Raw genomic sequence first — 18,089 nt, 5'->3', positions numbered from 1 at the left:
AGCCGCCCGTCCCCGGACCCGCGGCCGCGTCCGCCCTCCAGAGCGGGGCGGGTGACGACGTCGGGCGGTCCACGGACCTCCCGGAGGCGACGGGCGCCGACCAGCGGCGTGGCCCGCTGCGCGTGGGGGACAAGGTCCAGCTCACGGACCCGCGCGGCCGTCTGCACACCATCACGCTCGCGCCGGGCGCGACGTTCCACACGCACAAGGGCTACCTGCGCCACGACGACCTCATCGGGCAGCCCGAGGGGAGCGTGGTCCGCAACACCGCCGAGATCGAGTACCTCGCGCTGCGCCCCCTCCTGTCGGACTACGTGCTGTCGATGCCGCGCGGTGCCGCGGTCGTCTACCCGAAGGACGCCGCCCAGATCGTCGCGATGGCCGACGTCTTCCCGGGCGCCCGCGTCATCGAGGCGGGCGTGGGGTCGGGTGCGCTCACCATGTCCCTGCTGCGCGCCGTCGGCGACACGGGCGACCTGCACTCCATCGAGCGTCGCGAGGACTTCGCCGCGATCGCACGCGGCAACGTCGAGACGTTCTTCGGCGCCCCCCACCCCGCGTGGTCCCTCTCGATCGGCGACCTCGCCGACGTGCTCCCGACCGTCGCCGAGGACGGCACGGTCGACCGCGTCGTGCTCGACATGCTCGCTCCCTGGGAGAACCTCGACGTCGTGGCGCGCGCACTCGTCCCGGGCGGTGTCCTCGTCTGCTACGTCGCGACGACGACCCAGCTCTCGCGCCTCGCGGAGGACCTGCGGGCCGACGGCCGCTACGCCGAGCCCGTCGCGTGGGAGTCCATGGTCCGCGGCTGGCACCTCGAGGGCCTCGCGGTGCGTCCCCAGCACCGCATGATCGGCCACACCGGCTTCCTCCTCACGGCGCGTCGTCTGGCCGACGGCGTCGCCCCGCCCGAGCGGAAGCGTCGCCCGGCCAAGGGCGCCTACCCGACCGACGCCGAGCAGTGGTCGCCCGAGGAGCTCGGCGAGCGCCCGGTCTCCGAGAAGAAGATCCGCCGCGTGCGGCGCGACGTCGGCCAGGGACCGGAGCAGGCGACGGACCCGGGTCCCAGCGCCCTCGACGTGTCGGAGGCGTGACGCCTCGGTAACGATCGGGACCCGGTCGTCTCACGCTGGGTGTCGTCACTGTGCGCGCGCGAGAATTGTGCCTAAGGTCGACACCCGGCCGCCGGACGGCGGTCGACACGGGCGGTCCCTGCGGGTCTGCTCGTCGCCGTCCACCGTGCGGCCGGGCGACCCGCCGGCGAGAGGGGACACCCGATGAGCGAGACATTCGGCCGAAGCGACGAGGGCGTGCCGAGCGGCGCGCGCGAGGTCGCGCTGCTCTCCGCGAAGAACGAGAGGCTCGCCGAGGCGCTGCGCGCCGCACGCGACCAGATCCTGGACCTCAAGCGGCAGATCGACGACCTCGCGAAGCCTCCGGGGACCTACGCGGTCTTCCTCGCTGCGCACCCCGACGGCTCGGTCGACGTCTCTGCCGCAGGACGCAAGATGCACGTGGGTGCCAGCCCGACGCTCGACGTCCAGCGGCTGCGCCCCGGCCAGGAGGTCAAGCTGAACGAGGCGATGACCGTCGTGGCTGCGGGCGGCTACGAGCGCACGGGCGAGATCGTCACCGTCAAGGAGATCCTCGACGCCGACCGCGCGCTCGTCGTCGGGCGCGCGGACGAGGAGCGCGTCGTCCGCCTCGCCGGCTCCGTCGCGCACACGGCGCTGCGCGTCGGAGACTCGCTGACGATCGACACGCGAAGCGGCTTCGTGTTCGAGGTCATCCCGAAGTCCGAGGTCGAGGAGCTCGTCCTCGAAGAGGTCCCGGACATCGACTACGCCGACATCGGCGGGCTCGGGCCGCAGATCGAGCAGATCCGCGACGCCGTCGAGCTGCCCTTCACGCACCCCGACCTGTTCCGCGAGCACGGCCTGCGCCCGCCCAAGGGCGTGCTGCTGTACGGCCCGCCCGGGTGCGGCAAGACGCTCATCGCCAAGGCCGTCGCGAACTCCCTCGCGCACACGGTCGCGAAGGCCCGCGGGGAGGACCTGGAGGTCACGCCCGGCGCCGCGAAGAGCTACTTCCTCAACGTGAAGGGCCCCGAGCTGCTCAACAAGTACGTGGGGGAGACCGAGCGCCACATCCGCCTGATCTTCGCCCGCGCCCGTGAGAAGGCGTCGCAGGGCACCCCCGTCGTCGTGTTCTTCGACGAGATGGAGTCGCTGTTCCGCACACGCGGCACCGGCCTCTCCTCCGACGTCGAGACGACGATCGTCCCGCAGCTCCTGTCCGAGATCGACGGCGTCGAGCGCCTCGACAACGTCATCGTCATCGGCGCCTCGAACCGTGAGGACATGATCGACCCCGCGATCCTGCGGCCCGGCCGCCTCGACGTGAAGATCAAGATCGAGCGGCCCGACGCCGAGGGCGCCAAGGAGATCTTCGCGAAGTACCTCACCGACGACCTGCCGATCCACGCGGCCGACCTCGCCGAGCACGGCGGCAGCCACCGCGAGGCGGTCGACGAGATGATCCGCTCCGTCGTCGAGCGCATGTACTCCGAGGACGAGGAGAACCAGTTCCTCGAGGTCACGTACGCGAGCGGCGACAAGGAGATCCTGTACTTCAAGGACTTCAACTCCGGCGCCATGATCCAGAACGTCGTCGACCGCGCGAAGAAGTCCGCGATCAAGGACTTCCTCGCCACCGGCCAGCGCGGCATCCGCGTCGACCACCTGCTCTCGGCGTGCGTCGACGAGTTCAAGGAGAACGAGGACCTGCCCAACACCACCAACCCCGACGACTGGGCGCGCATCAGCGGCAAGAAGGGCGAGCGCATCGTCTTCATCCGCACGATCGTCCAGAAGAAGGGCGAGGGCGGCTCCCCGCGCACGATCGACACCGTCACGAACACCGGCCAGTACCTGTAGCTCGCCGCCGCGTCGTGCTCGTGGGTGGCCGGGTCGTGGGTCGCCGGGTCGTGGTCGGAGGGGCGGCCGTGCCGGATCTACCATCCGCGCCGCTCGTTCCTCGCGTCGCTCCCGCCAGACCCGCCACGACCCGGCACGGCCGCCCCTCCGCCCACGCCCCGGCTCAGCCGCGCAGGCCCGTCACCTCGGGCGTCCCGCCCGCGCGGACCGACCGGGGCGAGCCGAGGGGCCGCTGGTGCGGCCGACGCACCGTGGAGGGACCGAACCAGGGTGACGGCGCGGCCAGCCCGAGCACCGACGGCGCAGCGCCCGCGGACCCGACCCGGACCGCAGACCGTGGACGCGCCGGTCGCGGCGTCGGGGCCCCGGCATAGGGTGTCGGCGTGAGCGTGCGACGGGTCATGGGGATCGAGACCGAGTACGGCGTGCTGCAGCCGGGGAAGCCGTTGGCGAACCCGATGCTCATGTCGAGCCAGGTCGTCACGACGTACCGGGCGGTCGCGGCGCGCAGCGACGGGGCGCGGGGCCGGGCGCGCTGGGACTACGACGACGAGGACCCGCTGCAGGACGCGCGCGGGTTCCACGTGCCGCGCGCCTCGGCGCACCCGTCGTTGCTCACGGACGACCCCGAGAACCCGGCTCCGTCGGGTCCGACGGCGTCCGCGGACGGCGCGGCCGCGGGTTCGACGCAGGAGGTGGCGCGTCCGACGACGGAGGACTACGACGACCCGAGCGCGGCGAACGTCATCCTCACGAACGGCGCGCGCCTGTACGTGGACCACGCGCACCCGGAGTACTCCTCGCCGGAGGTCACGGTCCCGCACGACGTGGTCTGCTGGGACGTCGCGGGCGAGCGCGTGATGCTGGCGGCGTCGCGCGAGCTGGCCCAGGTCCCGGGCGGGTCGGTCGTGCTCTACAAGAACAACGTCGACGGCAAGGGCGCGAGCTACGGCACGCACGAGAACTACCTGGTCGACCGTGCGGTGCCCTTCGGGGTCGTCGTGGAGATGCTCACGCCGTTCCTCGTGACGCGTCAGGTGTTCACGGGGTCGGGCAGGGTAGGGCTCGGGCAGACGGGGGAGGAGCACGGCTTCCAGGTCTCGCAGCGCGCGGACTACGTGGAGGCGGAGGTGGGGCTCGAGACGACGCTGCGTCGCCCGATCGTCAACACGCGCGACGAGCCGCACGCGGACCGCCAGAGGTGGCGGCGCCTGCACCTCATCATCGGCGACGCGAACATGTTCGAGACCGCGACGTACCTGAAGACGGGCTCCACGTCGCTCGTGCTGTTCGTCGTGGAGCACCTGGAGGAGCTGGGGCCGCAGGTGCGTGCCCGCCTCGCGGCGCTGCGGCTCGCGGACCCGGTGGCGGACGTGCAGCGCGTGAGCCGGGACCTCGACCTCACGCGGAGGCTGACGCTCGCCGACGGGCGTGAGCTCACCGCGCTGGAGGTCCAGCGCGCATACCTCGAGGTGGCGGCGGAAGCGACCGAGCGGCTCGCGGGCCCCGATGGCGTCGACGCGCCGACCCTGGACGTGCTGGAGCGCTGGGCCTCGGTCCTGGACCGCCTCGCCACCGACCGGGACGCGTGCGCGCGCGACGTGGAGTGGGTCGCCAAGCTGCGCCTGCTCGACCGGCTGCGCGAGCGTGACGGACTCGACTGGGGCCACTCGCGGCTCGCGGCGATGGACCTGCAGTGGTCGGACGTGCGCCCGGAGCGCGGGATCTACCACCGGCTGCTCGCGGCGGGGGCCGTCGACCGCCTGGTCGACGAGCGAGAGGTAGGTGCCGCCGTGCACCACGCGCCCGAGGACACGCGGGCGTACTTCCGCGGCGAGGTCATGGCGCGCTACGGCGACCAGGTCTCGGCCGCGAGCTGGGACTCGGTGATCTTCGACGTGCCGGGCTCCCCGTCGTTGCAGCGCGTGCCGATGATGGACCCGCTGCGGGGCACGCGCGCGCACATCGGCGCGCTGCTCGACGCGAGCCCGGACGCGGCAGCGCTCCTGGCGGGTCTCGCGGGCACGGGGTGACGCGCGGCGACTAGGCTGGACGTACGACGGCGCCCCGACCCTCCACGGACCGGGCGCCGCGTGCGAGCAGGGCCGGGAAGCGCGCGAGCGCCGCCCGGGTTGGACTGGAGAGAACGCCGGCCCGCACGGGCCGACGGACGAGGAGGCAACGATGGCCGAACGTACGCACGCCTCGCACGAGGACCGGCGCCCCGACGACGAGCCCGACGGCCCGCAGGCCCCGGTCGCGCCCCAGGCGCAGTCGCGGGACGCCGAGGTCGACGCCCTCCTCGAAGAGATCGACGAGGTGCTCGAGACGAACGCGGAGTCCTTCGTCCGGGGCTTCGTCCAGAAGGGCGGCGAGTAGGAAGCGTGGCGGACCGCTGATGAGCACCCACCGGCCTGAGCGCCTCCCGGGGCGACTGCCCGACGCCTTCACGACGCCGGGTTCGTCCTCGTTCCTCGACTTCCTCACGGGCCACGCGCCCGACCTGCTGCCCGCCCACCGGGCCCGGCACGCGCCGTCGGGCGGCGTGCTCCCGGACGCACCGCACGCCACGACGATCGTCGCGTGCACGTTCGGCGCGGACGACGCGGGCGGCGTCGTCGTGGCGGGCGACCGCCGCGCCACGATGGGCTCGATGATCGCTCACCGTGAGATCGAGAAGGTGTTCCCGGCAGACGAGTACTCGGCCGTCGGGATCGCCGGGACCGCGGGCATCGCGGTCGAGCTCGTGCGCCTCTTCCAGCTCGAGCTGGAGCACTACGAGAAGATCGAGGGCACGCTGCTGTCTCTCGACGGCAAGGCGAACCGCCTGTCGACGATGATCCGGCAGAACCTCGGCCTGGCGATGCAGGGGCTCGCCGTGGTCCCGCTCTTCGCGGGCTACGACCTCGACCGCGGCGAGGGCCGCATCTTCTCCTACGACGTGACGGGCGGTCGCTACGAGGAGCGCTCCTACCACTCGGTGGGGTCGGGATCGGTGTTCGCGCGCGGCGCGCTGAAGAAGCTGTGGCACGCGGACCTCGACCGGGAGTCGGCGGTGCGCGTGGCCGTCGAGTCCCTGTACGACGCCGCGGACGACGACTCCGCGACGGGCGGGCCGGACCAGGTGCGGCGCATCTGGCCGGTGGTGGCCGTCGTCACGCCCGAGGGGTACGTGCGGGTTCCGGACGACGAGCTCGCGGCGGTCGTCGACGCGATCGTCGGCGAGCGCTCCGCCCACCCGGTGGCACGCCGTCGCTCCGCCGCGACCAACGCGGAGTCCGTGCCTCACGACGTGCCGAACGACATCTCGCGCGACGGCGACGCGACCCGGACGTCCGGAGGTGACGACGCATGACGATGCCCTTCTACGTCTCGCCCGAGCAGCTCATGAAGGACCGCGCGGACTTCGCGCGCAAGGGCATCGCGCGCGGCCGGTCCGTCGTCGTGCTCGCCTACGAGGACGGGATCGCGTTCGCGACGGAGAACCCGTCGCGCGCGCTGCACAAGATCTCGGAGATCTACGACCGCATCGCGTTCGCCGCCGTCGGCAAGTACAACGAGTTCGAGAACCTGCGGGTGGCGGGCGTTCGCTACGCGGACCTGCGCGGGTACTCCTACGACCGCACCGACGTCAACGCGCGCGGCCTCGCGAACGCGTACGCGCAGACGCTGGGCACCGTCTTCACCACGGAGTCCAAGCCGCTCGAGGTCGAGCTCGTCGTCGCCGAGGTCGGGACGACGTCCGCGGAGGACCAGATCTACCGCATCTCGTACGACGGGTCGGTCGCCGACGAGCAGGGCTTCGTCGTCATGGGCGGTCAGGCCGACCAGCTCGGCCGGGTGCTCGACGGCGCGTGGGAGTCCGGGATGGCGCTCGGCGAGGTCCTGCGGCTCGCCGTCCGCGCGCTCGGCTCGGGCGACGACGCCGACGAGCCCCGGGCGATCCCGGCGAGCCAGCTCGAGGTGGCCGTGCTCGACCGCACGCGCCCGCGCCGGGCGTTCCGCCGCCTGACGGGGACGGCGCTCGAGGCACTGCTGGTCGGCGGCGGCGAGGCGCCGCCGACGACCGTCGCGGCGGACGAGGGGTAGGGCCATGGACCGCAGGATCTTCGGGCTCGAGACCGAGTACGGCGTCACGTGCGCGTCCGACGACGGGCGTGGGTTGTCCGCGGACGAGGTGGCGCGCTACCTGTTCCGCAAGGTCGTCGCGTGGGGCCGCTCGTCGAACGTGTTCCTGCGCAACGGCTCGCGCCTGTACCTCGACGTGGGCTCCCACCCGGAGTACGCGACCGCCGAGTGCGACGACGTGCGCCAGCTCGTCGCCTACGACCGCGGGGGAGAGCGGATCCTCGAGGGCCTCGTGGCGGACGCGCAGCAGCGCCTCGAGCACGAGGGTCTGCCCGGGCGCATCCACCTGTTCAAGAACAACACCGACTCGGCCGGCAACTCGTACGGGTGCCACGAGAACTACCTCGTGCGGCGCCAGGGCGACTTCTCGCGGCTGTCGGACGTGCTCGTGCCCTTCCTCATCACCCGGCAGGTCCTCACGGGGGCGGGCAAGGTGCTGTCCACGCCGCGCGGCGCGGTGTACTGCCTGTCGCAGCGTGCCGACCACATCTGGGAGGCGGTCTCGAGCGCGACGACCCGCTCGCGGCCCATCATCAACACGCGCGACGAGCCGCACGCGGACGCCGAGAGCTACCGGCGCCTGCACGTCATCGTCGGCGACTCGTCGATGGCGGAGACGACGACGATGCTCAAGGTCGGCACGACCGACCTCATCCTGCGCATGATCGAGGCCGGGCTGCCGATGCGCGACCTCGCGCTCGAGAACCCGATCCGCTCGATCCGCGAGATCAGCCACGACATGACGGGCAAGCAGCCGGTGCAGCTCGCGAGCGGGCGCACGGTCACCGCGATCGACCTGCAGGGCGAGTACCTGCAGCGCGTCAAGGAGTTCGTCGAGTCGGGCGTCTCGCCGACGCCGGTCGTCAAGCAGGTCCTCGACCTGTGGGAGCGCGGGCTGCGTGCGCTCGAGTCGGGCGACCTGTCGCTCGTCGACCGCGAGCTCGACTGGGTCATCAAGTACCGCCTCATCCAGCGGTACCAGGCGAAGCACGGGCTCGAGCTCGACGACCCGCGCATCGCGCGCCTCGACCTCGCCTACCACGACATCTCGCGCACCGAGGGCCTGTACAACCTGCTGGCCGCGCGCGGCATGGTGGAGCGCGTCACGACGGAGCTCGAGGTGTTCGAGTCGACCGCCGTGCCGCCCCAGACGACGCGCGCGAAGCTCCGCGGCGACTTCGTGCGCGCCGCCCAGGAGGCGCGCCGGGACTACACGGTGGACTGGGTGCACCTCAAGCTCAACGACCAGGCCCAGCGCACCGTGCTGTGCAAGGACCCGTTCCGCAGCGTCGACGAGCGCGTGGAACGACTCATCGAGTCGATGTGACCGTGCAGGACGTGATGTGAGGACTCCGCTCTCCGCGGCCGTGCCGCCCCTCGTGGGCACGCGGTCCGACCGTCGTCGTGCGCGCCGCCAGGCGCCCGCGCTCGCCGCGCTCGGTGCGCTGGTCTGCGCGCTGGTCCTGGGCGCGTGCCAGGAGCCCGAGGACGCGACGCCGACCCCGCTCAACACCGAGCTGACCGTCGTCGGGTCCTCCGGCGCGCCGCCGACGCTCGAGTACACACCGCCGCTCGACGTGCCCGAGCCCCGGTCGGAGGTCGTGTGGCCGGGTGCCGAGGCCGAGCTCGTCGACGGCGGTCCGCTGCTGCTCAACCTCTACGCGCAGGACGTGCGCGACGGCACGGTCCTGCAGAACACGTACACCGACGCCCCGCGCTGGAGCACGCTGACCGACGAGTCGATCGGGCGCGACCTGAGGGACCTGCTCCGCGGGCAGCGCGCGGGCGCGCGCCTCCTGCGCGTGGAGGAGGACGACGGCGTCCCCGTCGCGCTCGTCGTCGACGTCCTGCCGACGCGCGCGACCGGCGAACCCGTCGCGCCCGTCGAGGGCCTGCCGACCGTGGCCCTCGCCGACGACGGCGCACCGACCGTGACGGTCCCGCCCGACGCCGCGCCCCCCGCCGGGCTGGTCGTCCAGCCCCTCGTCCGCGGGGACGGGGTGCAGGTCGAGCTCGGCCAGGTCGTCACCGTCAGGTACACGGGGGTGCGGTGGTCGGACGGCGAGGTCTTCGACTCGACGTGGACCGAGGGCACCGCGCCGCTGTCCGTCATGATCGGGATCGGCGAGGTCATCGAGGGCTGGGAGCAGGGACTCCTCGAGCAGGCCGTGGGCAGCCAGGTCCTGCTCGTCGTCCCGCCGGACCTCGCCTACGGGTCGACCGCCAACCCGCTCGCGGGCGAGACGCTCGTCTACGTCGTGGACATCCTCGACGCGCACTTCCCGGTCACCGAGGAGGCCGTCCCCGACGGCTCGGAGACCGGTGCAGCACCCGACACGACCGGCGGGGAGCCGGCCGACCAAGGAGAGTCATGACCGTCGCGATCCGCGTCATCCCCTGCCTCGACGTCGACGCCGGGCGCGTCGTCAAGGGCGTGAACTTCGAGAACCTGCGCGACGCCGGAGACCCCGTCGAGCTGGCGTCGCGCTACGACGGCGAGGGCGCCGACGAGGTCACCTTCCTCGACGTGTCGGCGTCGTCCGGCAACCGCGAGACGACGTACGACGTCGTGCGCCGCACGGCCGAGCAGGTGTTCGTCCCGCTCACGGTCGGCGGCGGGGTGCGGTCGGCGGACGACGTGGACCGGCTCCTTCGTGCGGGCGCAGACAAGGTCGGGGTCAACACGGCGGCGATCGCGCGCCCGGAGCTCATCGCCGAGATCGCGGACCGCTTCGGGAGCCAGGTGCTCGTCCTGTCCGTCGACGCGCGACGGACGACCGGGGACGTGAGCACGGCGTCCGGCTACGAGGTCACGACCCACGGCGGCCGTCGCGGCACCGGCATCGACGCGGTCGAGTGGGCCGCGCGCGCCGCGAGCCTGGGGGCGGGGGAGATCCTGCTCAACTCCATGGACGCGGACGGGACGACGGCGGGGTTCGACCTCGAGATGCTCGCGGCGGTCCGGTCCGAGGTGCGGGTGCCCCTCATCGCGAGCGGGGGCGCCGGCACGCCCGAGCACTTCGTCGCGGCGGCGCGCGCCGGTGCCGACGCGGTGCTCGCCGCGAGCGTCTTTCACTTCGGCGCTCTCACGGTCGGCCAGGTGAAGGACGCGATGCGCGCGGCGGGTGTCGACGTGCGCTGAGCCGGCGGTTCGTGCTCTGCCGGCTCCGGTCGGATCTCCGTCGGCCGTGTCGGGGGCGCGTGAGAGGATCGGGCAACCCCCTGAACGAAAGACGAGGACCGTCCCGTGCCCGGCAGCAGGACGCGCCACACAGGCGCTGACGCCCCGCCCGCCCCGACCCCCGGCCCGCCGGCCGACCCCGACCCGACGACGGCCGCGTCCCGACCCGACGACGGCCTCCCCGACGAGCCGCGCGTCCGACGCCCGCACGGGCTCGGCGGTTCCCGCACGCGACGCTCGCTCGCCCTCATGGGCCGCGGGCTGCGTGACGAGCCGCGCACCTACGTCCTCGCCATCGGCTCCTCGGCGCTCTTCGGTGCGCTCACCGTCGCGGTGAGCAGCGCGATCGGCACCGTGACGGACGAGGTCGTCGTCCCGGCGATCGCGGGCGACGAGACGGCGCGAGGCCGCATCTGGCTCGCAGGCCTCGTCCTCGCGGGCATCGCGGTCTCGCTCGCCGCGAGCGTCGCCGCTCGCCGGATCTTCGCGGGCAACGGGTACGCGGCCCTCCAGGCGCGGCACCGCACCGCGGTGACGCGCCAGTACCTGCGCCTGCCCATGTCGTGGCACCGCTCGCACCCCGCGGGCCAGCTCCTGTCCAACGCGAGCTCCGACGTCGAGGCGGCGACGGGCGTCTTCAACCCGCTGCCGTTCGCGCTCGGCGTCGTCGTCATGATCGGCGTCGCCGCCGTCATGCTCTTCCGGGTCGACGTGTGGCTCGCGTGCGCGGCGCTCGTCGTCATCCCGGTGGCCGTCGCCGTGAACGTCGTCTTCCAGCGCTACATGTCGCCCGCGATCACGCGCGCGCAGCAGCTGCGCGCCGAGGTGGCCGACGTCGCGCACGAGAGCTTCGAGGCGGCGCTCCTCGTGACCTCGCTCGGCACGGCGGACCGCGAGGAGCGCCGCTTCGCCGCGCGCACCGACGAGCTGCGGGCCGCGAACGTGCGGGTCGGGGTCGTGCGGGCCTTCTTTGACCCGGTGATCGAGCTCCTGCCCTCCCTGGGTACGCTCCTCGTCCTCGGCGTGGGGACGCTGCGGCTGGTCGACGGCGACGTGGCCGCCGGGGACATCGTCACCGCCGCGTACCTCCTCACCATCATGGCGGTACCTGTGCGCGCGTTCGGGTGGGTGCTCGGCGAGCTCCCCCGCGCGCTCGTCGGCTACGAGCGCATCAGCCGCGTCATCGACAGCGGGGGCGTCCTGCGTCCCGGCACGAGGGCGCTCCCGTCCACGGGCTCCGGCCTCGGGGTCCGGCTCGAGGACGTCGGTGTCGACGTGCGCGCCGGTGGCCGCGACGCGACGCTCCTCGACGGCGTGCACCTCGACGTCGCGCCCGGGACCACGGTCGCCGTCGTCGGCCCGACCGGTGCCGGCAAGACGACCCTCGTCTCGCTCCTCGCGCGGCTCTCCGACCCGACCCGCGGCCGGGTGCTGCTCGACGGCGTCGACGTGCGCGACGTGCGCGAGGCCGACCTCACCGGACAGGTTGCGCTCGTCGCCCAACAGGCGTTCGTGTTCGAGGACACCGTGCGCTCCAACGTCACGCTCGCCGACGCCGGTGCAGCGGGCCCCGACGACTCCCAGGTCTGGGAGGCGCTGCGCCTCGCGCGCGTGGACGACGTCGTCGCGCGCCTCCCCGAAGGGCTCGACGCGCCGCTCGGCGAGCGTGGCGCGAACCTGTCCGGCGGCCAGCGTCAGCGGCTCGCGATCGCTCGCGCCCTGGTCCGTCGCCCGCGCCTGCTCGTCCTCGACGACGCGACGTCCGCCGTCGACCCGCGCGTCGAGCAGCAGATCCTCACAGGCCTCGCGCGCGGCGGCGCCGACCGGCCCACCGTCGTCATGGTCGCGTACCGCATGTCGAGCGTCGCGCTCGCGGACGTCGTCGTGCACGTCGAGTCGGGGCGGGTGGTCGACGTCGGGACGCACGACGAGCTGCTCGCGCGCGACGACGGCTACCGCGACCTCGCGACGGCCTACGCGCGCGAGGCCGAGCGCCGCGAGCACGAGCGCGAGGACGCGGCGGACGACCTGGTGCGCCGCGAGGACGAGGAGACGGCCGACGTCGTCCGCAACGCCGAGAAGGGGGCGCTGGAGGAATGACGAAGACGACGACGGACCGTCGTGAGGGCGAGACGGCGCAGAAGGCCCCGATCTCCACGACGCCCGACGCGGCCGAGCGTGGTGCCGCGGGGGAACGCATCGCGTCCGCGAGCTCGCTCGGCGTGCTCGCCACCCTGCGCCGGGGCGTGCAGGTCTCGCCGCAGATCCTCGACGGCATCTGGATCACGCTCGCCCTCGCGGTCGCCGCCGCGCTGGGCCGCGTCGTCGTGCCGGTCACCGTCCAGCAGACCGTGGACACGGGCCTGCTCGCGGACGGCGGCCCGGACACCGGTCGCGTGGCGCTGCTCGCCTCCGTGGCCGCCGGCGTGCTCGTGCTCGCCGGGCTGTGCTCCGCGCTCGTCAACGTCCGGCTCTTCCGCTCGACCGAGGCCGGCCTGGCGAACCTGCGCGTGCGCGCGTTCCGGCACGTGCACGACCTCTCGGTACTCACCCAGAACACCGAGCGGCGCGGCTCGCTCGTCTCGCGCGTGACGAGCGACGTCGACACGATCTCCCTGTTCGTCCAGTGGGGCGGCATCATGCTGCTCGTCTCGGTGCTGCAGATCGGCGTCGCGACGGTGCTCATGGCCGTCTACTCATGGCAGCTCACCCTCGTGGTGTGGGCGTGCTTCGTGCCGCTCTTCCTCGTGCTGCGGCCCGCGCAGGCCAAGGTCAACGACGCGTACACCCAGGTCCGCGCCCGGGTGGGCGCGATGCTCGGCGCGATCTCGGAGTCCGTCGTGGGCGCCGAGACGATCCGCGCCTACGGCGTCGGTGCCCGCACCGCGCGGCGCACCGACGTCGCGATCGACGCGACGCGACGCGCGATGATCCGCGCGCAGAAGCTCGTCGCCGTCGTGTTCTCCAGCGGTGTGCTCGTCGCGAACCTCGTGCTCTCCGTCGTCGTGGTCGTGGGGTCGCTGCTGGGCGTCGCCGGCGAGATCACGGTCGGCCAGCTCCTCGCCTTCCTCTTCCTCGTCCAGCTCTTCACCGGCCCGGTGCAGATGGCGACGGAGATCCTCAACGAGCTGCAGAACGCCGTCGCCGGCTGGCGCCGCGTGCTCGCGGTGCTCGAGACGCCCGTCGAGGTCGTCGACGCCGGCGAGGACGGGGCGCGCAGCCCGCGCGGACCCGCGCACGTGCGCCTCGAGGGAGTGCGCTTCGCGTACCCCGACGGCCCCGAGGTGCTCCACGGCGTCGACCTCGACCTGCCCGCTCGCGCGTCCGTCGCCGTCGTCGGAGCGACCGGCTCGGGCAAGACGACGATCGCCAAGCTCGTCACGCGCCTCATGGACCCGACGGCGGGACGCGTCCTGCTCGACGGCGTCGACCTGCGCGACCTCGCCGTCGAGTCCCTGCGCGAGCGCGTGGTGCTCGTCCCGCAGGAGGGCTTCCTGTTCGACGGCACGCTCGCCGACAACGTCGCCTACGGCCTGCGCGGCGCGGCCGAGACGGAGCCCGAGGACGCGCGACGCGCGCGGATCGAGGCAGCCGTCGACCGGCTCGGGCTGACCGACTGGGTGGCCGATCTGCCGGACGGGCTCGACACGTCGGTGGGACAGCGCGGCGAGTCCCTGTCCGCGGGCGAACGCCAGCTCGTCGCGCTCGTGCGGGCGTACCTCGCCGAGGCCGACCTGCTCGTCCTCGACGAGGCGACGTCAGCCGTCGACCCGGCGACCGAGGTGCGCATCGCACGCGCCCTCGCGTCGCTCACCGCCGGCCGCTCGACGCTGACCATCGCGCACCGCCTGTCGACCGCCGAGGCCGCGGACCTCGTCGTCGTCGTCGACTCGGGCCACGTCGTCGAGGTCGGCCACCACGCCGAGCTCGTGGCCGCCGACGGGGTCTACGCGCACATGCACGACGCCTGGGTCTCCCAGACGCGCTGAGCGCCGTGCGGTTCGTTGGTGGGTCGCCGGGGCGTGCTCGGAGGGGCGGCCGTGCCGGGTCTACCATCCGCGCCGCTCGTTCCTCGCGTCGCTCCCGCCAGACCCGCCACGACCCGGCACGGCCGCCCCTCCGCCCACGCCCGGGCTCACCCGCGTAGGCACGTCGCCCCGCCGGCACCGGTCCGGACGCAGAGCGGGCGGCGCCCGCGGACCCGACCACGAGCGCCCGGCCAGCCCGAGCACCGACGACGCGGCGCCCGCGGACCCGCCCACGAGTACCCGGCCCAGCCGATGAGGCGAGACGGCGGACCGGAGGTGGTCCGGCGTCTGGCAGGATTCTCGGGTGCCCGACTCCACGACCGGCCAGCAGAACTCGACCGACTCCGCGCTCGCTCCTGAGATCGCGGCGCGCCTCAAGCGCGACGACGCGGGGCTCGTCGCGGCGATCGTGCAGCAGCACGACACGGGTGACGTGCTCATGCTCGGGTGGATGGACGACGAGGCGCTGCACCGCACGCTGACGACCGGGCGCGTGACGTTCTGGAGCCGGTCGCGGCAGGAGTACTGGCGCAAGGGCGACACGTCCGGGCACGTGCAGGTCGTGCGGTCGGTCGCGCTCGACTGCGACGGCGACGCGCTGCTCGTGCGGGTGCACCAGGTCGGTGCCGCGTGCCACACCGGGACGCGCACGTGCTTCGAGGCCGGGGGAGACCTGGGCGCGGTCGTCGGCGCCCTGGCCGGTGAGCCTGCCGCACCCGTCCACGCCACGGCGTCGGCGCCCACGACGGAAGACCTTGCGCAGACCGATCCCGAGGAGGAGAACCAGTGAACGCGACCGCCGCCCAGGCCGAGCCCACCACCGTCCCGCCGGGCGGGCCCGCGTGGGGCGAGACGTGGCCGGGCGCGGACGGGTTCCGGGCGCTCGCGACGTCGCGCCGCGTCGTGCCGGTCGTGCGTCGGCTCCTCGCCGACGACGTCACGCCCGTCGGCCTGTACCGCGCGCTCGCGCAGGGCCGACCGGGCACGTTCGTGCTCGAGTCCGCGGAGTCGGACGGGCGCTGGGCGCGGTACTCGTTCGTCGGCGTCGCGTCGCGTGCGACGCTCACGTCGCGCGGCGGGCAGGCGGTCTGGTCGGGGGACGTTCCCGCGGGCGTGCCGACTCAGGGCGACGTCGTGGACGTGCTGGAGGCGACGCTCGAAGCGCTGCGCACGCCCGCTGTCAGCGGCCTGCCGCCGTTCACGGGCGGGCTCGCGGGCGCGATCGGGTGGGACGTCATCCGGCACTGGGAGCCGACGCTGCCGTCGGACGCGCCGGACGAGCTCGGGGTGCCGGAGCTCACGCTCTGCCTCGCGACGGACCTCGCGGTGGTCGACCACGCCGAGGGCAGCGTCTGGCTGGTCGCGAACGCGATCAACTTCGACGACACGGACGCACGGGTCGACGAGGCGTACGCGGACGCGGTCTCGCGCCTGGACGCGATGCAGGCGCGGCTCGTCGCGGGCGGCGCGCACGTCGCGTCGGTCGTCGTCGACGGGGCCGAGCCGGAGCTGGAGTTCCGCTCGACGCGCGAGGAGTTCGAGGCCTCGGTCGTCGCGGGCAAGGACGCGATCCGTGAGGGCGAGGTGTTCCAGGTCGTGCTGTCCCAGCGTCTCGATCTCGACTGCCCGGCCGAGCCGCTCGACGTCTACCGGGCGCTGCGCACGATCAACCCGAGCCCCTACATGTATTACTTCCAGCTCACCGACGCGGACGGTCGCGACTTCGCGGTCGTCGGGTCGAGCCCGGAGACGCTCGTCAAGGTCGAGGACGGCCGCGTGACGACCTTCCCGATCGCGGGCTCGCGCCCGCGCGGCGCGACGCCGGAGGAGGACGTGGCGCTCGGCGAGGAGCTGCTCCAGGACCCCAAGGAGCTCGCCGAGCACATCATGCTCGTCGACCTCTCGCGCAACGACCTCGTCAAGGTGTGCGAGCCGACGTCGGTCGAGGTCGTGGAGTTCATGGCGACCAAGCGTTTCAGCCACATCATGCACCTGTGCTCGACCGTCGTCGGGACGCTGCGCGAGGGGGCGACGGCGCTCGACGCCTTCCGGGCGACCTTCCCGGCCGGCACGCTCTCGGGGGCGCCCAAGCCGCGGGCCATCGCCCTCATCGACGAGCTGGAGCCGGCGTCGCGGGGCATCTACGGGGGCACCGCGGGGTACTTCGACTTCGACGGCAACATGGACATGGCCATCGCGATCCGCACGGCGCTCCTGCGGGACGGCCGCGCGAGCGTGCAGGCGGGCGGCGGGATCGTCGCCGACTCGGTCCCCGCGCTCGAGTACGCCGAGTCGCGCAACAAGGCCGCGGCCGCCGTGCGCGCCGTCCAGGTCGCGTCGCGGCTGCGAGGGCTCGCGTGAGCGCCCCGACCCGCCGGACGTCGATCTGGCTCCTGCTGCTCCTGGGTGCGGCCACCCTCGCCGCGGCGGCCCCGACCTGGTCGCGCACCACGGGCGCGACGGCGCTCGACCCGCAGGTCGAGGTCGTGGTCTCCGGCACCGACGCGGCGCCGGGAGTGAGCGCCGCGGCGCTCGTCCTCGTCGCGGCCGCGCTCGCGCTCGGTCTCGTCGGTCGCGTGGGGCGCTGGGTCGTGCTCGTCGTCGCGGCAGCCAGCGGCGTCGTGACGACGGTCGCGGCGCTCGGCGTCGCGCTAGACCCGGAGCCGAGCGCGCGCTCGGCGGTGGCGGACGCGACGGGTGTCACCGAGCTCACCGCACCGGTCGAGCTGACGGCGGCGCCGTGGGTCGCGGCCGTGCTGGGGGTGCTCACCGTGCTCGCCGTCGTGTGGGTCGCCGTCGGCTCGCGATCGTGGTCGCGTGCCGGCACGCGGCACGAGCGCGCCGTCGCGCCGGGCGCCGCCGGGACGGGCGAGGACGGGGGCGCCGTCGAGCCGGGCCCGACGACGGATACCCCGGACCCGACGTCCCCGGACGAACTCACGGACCACGACGCGTGGGACGCCCTGTCCCGCGGCGAGGACCCCACCGACCGCTGAGCCACCGCACCGGGCGGTCGAGGGGACGACCTCCCGAGCGGTCCGATAGGCTTCGAACACATCATGACGAAAGGCACGACCCTCATGGCCGAGAACCAGCAGACCACCGAGATCGCCTACCTGCCCCCCGCGGCGCCGCCCACGAACCACGGCCACACGGTCGCGGCCTGGTTCACGATGATCGGCATCATCGTCGGTGCCCTGGTGGCCGCCATCGGCGTCGTGATCCCCGCGGTGTGGCTGTTCTGGGTGGGCATGGGTGTCGTCCTGGCGGCCCTCGTCGGCGGTCTCGTGCTCCGCAACATGGGCTACGGCCAGAAGCAGGTCTCGCGGTGACCGTGCCGCCGGGCCCCGGGCCGCACGACCCCTCGACCCCGCAGGACGGGTCGCAGGGGCAGTACGGCTCACCGGCGCCCGGCGGCCCTCCGCCCTTCCCGACCGGGCAGCCCTTCCCGACCGGGCAGCCCTACCCGACCGGGCAGCCCTACCCGGGCGGCCAGCCCGCTCCCGGCGCCGCCTACGGTGCACCGGCGTACTACCCGAAGAACAACCTCGCCGTGTGGTCGCTGGTGCTCGGCATCGCGGCCTTCGTCCTGAGCTGTGGGTTCTTCACCGGTATCCCCGCGGTCATCGTGGGCAACGCCGCCAAGCGCGCCGTGGCGGAGGGCCAGGCGAACAACGACGGCATGGCGACAGCGGGCATCATCCTCGGCTGGGTAGCGATCGGCCTGTCGGTGCTGGGTCTCGTCCTCCTCATCGCCTTCCTCCCGGCGTTCCTCGCCTGGGTCGAGACGATCCCCGACCAGACCGCGTACTGACC

16 protein-coding genes are annotated in these 18,089 nt (G+C 73.6%); all 16 read left to right on the top strand.

The window, feature by feature from the left end; translation table 11 throughout:
* Window positions 1-122: 122 nt before the first annotated feature.
* Window positions 123-1,094 carry a tRNA (adenine-N1)-methyltransferase gene (locus ACMXGY_RS11685; RefSeq protein ID WP_483776856.1) on the top strand — a complete coding sequence of 324 codons (972 nt, stop codon included), beginning with the start codon at window positions 123-125 and terminating at the stop codon, window positions 1,092-1,094.
* A gap of 183 nt (window positions 1,095-1,277) precedes the next feature.
* Window positions 1,278-2,936, top strand: coding sequence for a proteasome ATPase (arc, locus tag ACMXGY_RS11680; protein ID WP_483773161.1), 1,659 nt, complete (start codon window positions 1,278-1,280; stop codon window positions 2,934-2,936).
* Window positions 2,937-3,337: 401 nt separating this feature from the next.
* Window positions 3,338-4,969 carry a depupylase/deamidase Dop gene (gene dop / locus ACMXGY_RS11675; protein ID WP_483776855.1) on the top strand — a complete coding sequence of 544 codons (1,632 nt, stop codon included), beginning with the start codon at window positions 3,338-3,340 and terminating at the stop codon, window positions 4,967-4,969.
* A gap of 151 nt (window positions 4,970-5,120) precedes the next feature.
* Window positions 5,121-5,315, top strand: a complete 195-nt coding sequence (locus tag ACMXGY_RS11670; RefSeq protein ID WP_483773160.1) for a ubiquitin-like protein Pup — start codon at window positions 5,121-5,123, stop codon at window positions 5,313-5,315.
* Between the two features lie 19 nt (window positions 5,316-5,334).
* Window positions 5,335-6,291: a proteasome subunit beta gene (gene prcB, locus ACMXGY_RS11665; RefSeq protein WP_483773159.1), complete on the top strand. Its 957-nt coding sequence runs from the start codon at window positions 5,335-5,337 to the stop codon at window positions 6,289-6,291.
* Window positions 6,288-7,025 carry a proteasome subunit alpha gene (gene prcA / locus ACMXGY_RS11660; RefSeq protein ID WP_483773158.1) on the top strand — a complete coding sequence of 246 codons (738 nt, stop codon included), beginning with the start codon at window positions 6,288-6,290 and terminating at the stop codon, window positions 7,023-7,025. The genes prcB and prcA overlap by 4 nt, the downstream gene beginning before the upstream one ends.
* A 4-nt stretch (window positions 7,026-7,029) precedes the next feature.
* Window positions 7,030-8,391 (top strand): Pup--protein ligase, encoded by a 1,362-nt coding sequence (gene pafA, locus ACMXGY_RS11655; RefSeq protein WP_483773157.1) that lies wholly within the window; start codon window positions 7,030-7,032, stop codon window positions 8,389-8,391.
* A 16-nt stretch (window positions 8,392-8,407) separates the two neighbouring features.
* Window positions 8,408-9,439, top strand: a complete 1,032-nt coding sequence (locus ACMXGY_RS11650; protein ID WP_483773156.1) for an FKBP-type peptidyl-prolyl cis-trans isomerase — start codon at window positions 8,408-8,410, stop codon at window positions 9,437-9,439.
* Complete coding sequence (gene hisF, locus ACMXGY_RS11645) at window positions 9,436-10,206, top strand: imidazole glycerol phosphate synthase subunit HisF (RefSeq protein WP_483773155.1); 771 nt, start codon at window positions 9,436-9,438, stop codon at window positions 10,204-10,206. The genes ACMXGY_RS11650 and hisF overlap by 4 nt, the downstream gene beginning before the upstream one ends.
* A gap of 288 nt (window positions 10,207-10,494) precedes the next feature.
* Window positions 10,495-12,345, top strand: coding sequence for an ABC transporter ATP-binding protein (locus ACMXGY_RS11640; protein WP_483776854.1), 1,851 nt, complete (start codon window positions 10,495-10,497; stop codon window positions 12,343-12,345).
* A complete protein-coding gene (locus ACMXGY_RS11635; RefSeq protein WP_483773154.1) occupies window positions 12,342-14,234 on the top strand; it encodes an ABC transporter ATP-binding protein in 1,893 nt (630 codons plus the stop codon). The genes ACMXGY_RS11640 and ACMXGY_RS11635 overlap by 4 nt, the downstream gene beginning before the upstream one ends.
* Window positions 14,235-14,577: 343 nt before the next feature.
* Window positions 14,578-15,063 carry a phosphoribosyl-AMP cyclohydrolase gene (gene hisI / locus ACMXGY_RS11630; RefSeq protein ID WP_483773153.1) on the top strand — a complete coding sequence of 162 codons (486 nt, stop codon included), beginning with the start codon at window positions 14,578-14,580 and terminating at the stop codon, window positions 15,061-15,063.
* Window positions 15,060-16,634, top strand: a complete 1,575-nt coding sequence (locus ACMXGY_RS11625; RefSeq protein WP_483773152.1) for an anthranilate synthase component I — start codon at window positions 15,060-15,062, stop codon at window positions 16,632-16,634. Before hisI ends, ACMXGY_RS11625 begins: the two co-directional genes overlap by 4 nt.
* A complete protein-coding gene (locus tag ACMXGY_RS11620) occupies window positions 16,631-17,269 on the top strand; it encodes a Trp biosynthesis-associated membrane protein (RefSeq protein ID WP_483773151.1) in 639 nt (212 codons plus the stop codon). Before ACMXGY_RS11625 ends, ACMXGY_RS11620 begins: the two co-directional genes overlap by 4 nt.
* Before the next feature lie 63 nt (window positions 17,270-17,332).
* Window positions 17,333-17,605, top strand: coding sequence for an HGxxPAAW family protein (locus ACMXGY_RS11615; protein ID WP_483773150.1), 273 nt, complete (start codon window positions 17,333-17,335; stop codon window positions 17,603-17,605).
* Window positions 17,602-18,087 carry a DUF4190 domain-containing protein gene (locus tag ACMXGY_RS11610; RefSeq protein ID WP_483773149.1) on the top strand — a complete coding sequence of 162 codons (486 nt, stop codon included), beginning with the start codon at window positions 17,602-17,604 and terminating at the stop codon, window positions 18,085-18,087. The genes ACMXGY_RS11615 and ACMXGY_RS11610 overlap by 4 nt, the downstream gene beginning before the upstream one ends.
* Window positions 18,088-18,089 lie beyond the last annotated feature (2 nt).

The organism is Cellulosimicrobium sp. G4 BAM 1002, assembly GCF_057126935.1.
This window is presented reverse-complemented; position numbering and strand designations above follow the sequence as displayed.